Here is a 4,101-nt window from a genome sequence, read left to right on the forward strand (position 1 = left end):
GTTCCTGTCCACATTGCGTCGTTACAAAAACGCCATGGAGAAGAATAAAACTTCACACTCTAAAGGTTTGAAATTACTCTCTTATTTAGATAGACATAAGCTCCATTCGGGGATAGGGCTGATGCGCCTGGGTGAAGCGGTTTCTCTTGGCAGTCGAATGTATTGGCCTTGTCGAAAGCAGGAGCATAGGCGATGCAACAAATAGCGCCTGGCGAAAGCCGCGAGGTCGCCATTGTTTTCGATGATCACGTTCTCGCGCGCATGAATGCGACTCGCCAAGCGTTGGCGGCTCAGTCTCTGCTCGTTTGGGGCGAACATTGCAGCGAATGCGCGATGCCGGCCTGCTATGCTTCCTGCTCCTTCTACTCACCGCGGGCAGACCTCAAATGCCGTCGTTTTAAACAGGGCCTTGTACGGGTATTTGCCAGGAACGATCCGCGGGTGCGCGGCATGAGTTTGTCTTTCCGTAAATGGGGGAAACTTGAAGCGACTGGCAGCCCCGTTCCCGTTGCGCCGGCTCGCATCGAAACGCTCAATTTCGTCGACGGTCTGGTCCATCGGTCATTCGATGTGCTGCCGCCGCTGCACCGGCTGCCCTACATGCTGGCCTCCCGTTGGGACGCCCGCAAGGCGGCGCTGTTCACCAGTGCGGGGAGGCGCTGGGTTGCTGACGCATTCGTGCTGGAATGTGTTTTGATGGGCGACGGCGCCGCCACACTGACCGTTTCGATCAAGTCAAAGCAACCGGCCAATCGTTTTTTTCAGCGCCACATCGAAATCTATCCCGGCTATAACAAGACCGAGATCAAGATCCAGGACATCAGCGGGCTGATCGATATGTCGCAGGACAATCTGTTTCAGATCGAGCCGCTCGGCGCCTGGAACGATCGGGAGCTTATCATTACCGTCGCCGATTTCGTGACCTTCCGGCTAGATAAGGAGGAAACGAATCCCGTCAAAGTGCTATCCGCCGACGTAGAGACGCCTCAGTCGGGCAAAAAATGCAAATGCGTTGTCTGGGATCTCGACAACACGCTTTGGCAGGGCATTCTTGTCGAGGACGGCTTTGACAAGCTGAAGCTCAATCAAAACGCCGTCGCGGCCATCAAGGAACTGGACCGGCGCGGTATTTTGCACTCGTTGGCGAGCAAGAACAATCCCGCGGACGCAATGGCGGCGCTCGAGAAATTCGGTTTGAGCGAATATTTTCTGGCCCCCCAGATTAGTTGGGGCCCAAAGAGCATGGCGATAAAAGCGATTGCCCAAAGCCTTAATCTCGGCGTCGATTCCTTTGCCTTCGTCGACGACCAGCCGTTCGAGCGCGCCGAAGTGCAGGCGACGCATCCAGGCGTCTCCATTTATTCGGATCAGGATATCGACCTTCTTTGCGCCAGCCCCGAATTCAACGTGCCTGCCACTGCGGAGGCTGCGCGGCGGCGTCAAATGTACCGCGAAGAGGAAAGCCGGCAGGCGATATTGAGCGAGTCGGGCAGCGAATTCGTCCAATTCCTGAAATCGTGCCATTTGCGGCTGGCGATCAGCGACATCACTGCTGGCAACATCGACCGTGTCTTCGAGCTCGCGCAAAGGACGAATCAACTCAACTATGCTGGCAAGCGGCTGCCGATGGCGGATATTCAGGCGCTTTTGACGTCAACGGCGCTGTCGGGATTTGTTCTGAGCTGTTCCGATCGTTTCGGCGACTATGGCGTCATCGGCTTCGCTGTCGTCGACGTTGTAACATTTACCGTTGAAAACTTTTTCATGAGCTGTCGAGTCCAGAGCAAGAAAGTCGATAACGCTTTTTTTGGCTGGCTTCAGACGCTCGCCAAGCAAAAGGGCGTCGATCGGCTCAAGGTCCGGTTTACGCCGACCGCAAAAAATGGCCCGTCTCTGCAAGCGCTCAAGGACATGCAGTTCGAACCGTCTGAGGATCTGGGATATTACCTGTCGCCCGGCGGCGACCATCTCGTCGACAAGGACATTGTCGATGTGAGCGATTTGACGGCGGCCCGGGCCGTGGAGGAAGCCAATGGGACTCAGTAAAGTCTATTATGCGGCTGAACGGCGCGTCGCAAAATATTTGACGTTGCGAACCGTCAAAATGCGCAACACCAGACCTATTGTTTCCTTTTCGTTCGATGATTTTCCTAAATCCGCCGTCGTAAACGGCGCTGGCCTTTTGGCTAGCCGGGGCGTCGCGGGGACATTTTACTTCTGCGAGACCTTTCGCGACCGGGAAGTTGACGGGATCAAATATTATGAAACCAGCGATCTCCGCGCTCTTATAGACGGCGGACATGAGATCGGATGCCATACGGCCTCGCATATCCGTGTTCCGCGCTATTCAAGCGCTGAAATCGGGAAGGACCTCGATGAAAATTCGTCATTTCTCAGAGGGGTCCTAGACGATTACAAGATTTCCACCTTCGCCTATCCTTTCGGCGACATGTCCGTTCGAAGCAAACTCCTGTTGCAAAAAAGATTTCCCGCCTGCCGCTCGACCAATGAAGGTTTGAATGTTGGATCGGTCGATCTGGGCGCGTTGCGGGCGTCGCGACTTTATTCGGCACGAACTGACGAAGGCGCGTTGCGAGCGCTCATAAAACAGGCCGCCGCGACCAACGCCTGGCTCAATCTTTACACCCACGATGTCGACGATAAGCCCAATCCATTTGGATGCACGCCCGCGCTGCTGCAAAGCGCCATCGATATGGCGCAGCAGGCAGGTTGCGAGATCCTTACCGTCAAAAACGCACTCGGCGCGATCGGTTTCAGAGCCTGAAGGTGATTGAATATTATTTGCGACACGAAACGGCCCTCCTGTGCCGACGCCTTGGTCGCCTGAACGCGCCGAGGCGCTCGCAAGAAGGTTGAAAGGTCGATGACAACAAGTGGAAAAGTCGCCGTCATCATTGTTTCATATCGCAATCCCGACGAAGTCGCCGCATGCCTGAGCGCCCTGAGCAAATGCGATCGCGCTTACCCGTTCGAGATTTTCATTTCCGAGAATGGCGGAAGCGCCGCCTATTCAGGCTTGGTCGATCTGCTCCGCCACGGCAAAAACCCACATCTCGGGGCGCTGAAGTACAATGATAGTGAAGATTCCATCTTCAATCGCGTCGATGGATTTTTGACCGCGGATGGCAATCTCCCTGTGTCGATTGGCGAGTCCAAAGAAAACCTTGGCTACGCAGGCGGAATCAACGCCTGGATCCGGCGGCTCATTGACCAGGACGATTGGCGTGGCTTCTGGATTCTCAATCCGGATACATTCGCCGATCCCAAGGCGCTTGTAGAGCTCGTCCACTTCGCCGAAACCCATGACAAGGGAATGGTCGGAAGTCGGCTCCTTAGCCATCGTCGTCCGGAAATTATCCTGTCGCGCGGCTTGAAATGGAGCTTTTGGGAAGGCAGGACGCTTGGCGTCGACAACTTTACTCCCGCTTCGCATCGCCCGGATCCCGAAGATGTGGAAAGGCGCATCGATTCTCCGTCGGGCGCCTCGTTCTACATCACCACCCAATGCGTCCAGCGTATCGGCCTGATGGACGAAAGATATTTTCTCTATTTCGAGGATTTCGATTGGGGAATGCACGCGAAAGCGGCCTGCGGCATTGGCTATGCTTTCGATTCCGTCGTGTCGCATATTGGGGGAACGACCATTGGCTCCGCCTCCAGTCGCCGCACTCGATCGCAACTCTCGGTCTATCTCGATTACCGCAATCGCCTGCTATTTGTGCGCCGCAATCACCCCGGCTGGTATCCCTGGACGGTCGCAATGGTTCTGGCGCGAACCCTCGAGTTCCTGGCTTCGGGCGCGATGAAGAACTTTCGCACAGCTCTCGCCGGTTGGAGCGCCGGCGTAAAGGGCGAAACAGGGCGTCCGGATCGTTTGCTGAAACAATTGGCGCGCTAGCAGGCTGCTGAAAAAGGCTCGCGCTTGGCTTTAAGGACGGCTTCGTCGCCGTTTCGATAGGCAAATTCGATCTCGATCGAGCCATCATCGAGCAATTCAGCGTAGCCTTCGCCCGAAACTTCATCGCCTTCGTCGGAACCGATCCAGGAGAAGGCGACCGACAGGCGGCTGTATTCAACGTC

The 4,101-nt window shown here is 55.7% G+C and carries 4 protein-coding genes and 1 pseudogene; 4 read left to right on the forward strand and 1 reads right to left on the reverse strand.

The window, feature by feature from the left end:
- The 4 genes from ACLP2E_RS12635 to ACLP2E_RS12650 all read left to right on the forward strand — a co-directional run.
- On the forward strand, positions 1-205 hold a 205-nt coding region (locus ACLP2E_RS12635), incomplete at its 5' end, for a hypothetical protein (RefSeq protein WP_442466139.1).
- Between the two features lie 128 nt (positions 206-333).
- Positions 334-2,046 carry an HAD-IIIC family phosphatase gene (locus ACLP2E_RS12640; RefSeq protein ID WP_442466140.1) on the forward strand — a complete coding sequence of 571 codons (1,713 nt, stop codon included), beginning with the start codon at positions 334-336 and terminating at the stop codon, positions 2,044-2,046.
- A 58-nt stretch (positions 2,047-2,104) separates the two neighbouring features.
- On the forward strand, positions 2,105-2,785 hold the full coding sequence (locus tag ACLP2E_RS12645) for a polysaccharide deacetylase family protein (RefSeq protein ID WP_442466141.1): 681 nt from the start codon (positions 2,105-2,107) through the stop codon (positions 2,783-2,785).
- Between the two features lie 99 nt (positions 2,786-2,884).
- Entirely contained in the window at positions 2,885-3,919 is a 1,035-nt protein-coding gene (locus ACLP2E_RS12650) for a glycosyltransferase (RefSeq protein ID WP_442466142.1), read from the forward strand.
- On the opposite strand, the pseudogene ACLP2E_RS12655 reads toward ACLP2E_RS12650, so the two are convergent.
- Positions 3,916-4,101: pseudogene (locus ACLP2E_RS12655) on the reverse strand (hypothetical protein); the annotation flags it as partial. The gene ACLP2E_RS12650 and the pseudogene ACLP2E_RS12655 sit on opposite strands and share 4 nt — an antisense overlap.

Source organism: Rhodoblastus sp. (assembly GCF_052145335.1).
Taxonomy (GTDB): domain Bacteria; phylum Pseudomonadota; class Alphaproteobacteria; order Rhizobiales; family Beijerinckiaceae; genus Rhodoblastus.

Coding starts and splice junctions, on each gene's coding strand:
- ACLP2E_RS12640 (WP_442466140.1), top strand. CDS start 334: ATGCCGGCCTGCTATGCTTCCTGCTCCTTCTACTCACCGCGGGCAGAC.
- ACLP2E_RS12645 (WP_442466141.1), top strand. CDS start 2,105: ATGCGCAACACCAGACCTATTGTTTCCTTTTCGTTCGATGATTTTCCT.
- ACLP2E_RS12650 (WP_442466142.1), top strand. CDS start 2,885: ATGACAACAAGTGGAAAAGTCGCCGTCATCATTGTTTCATATCGCAAT.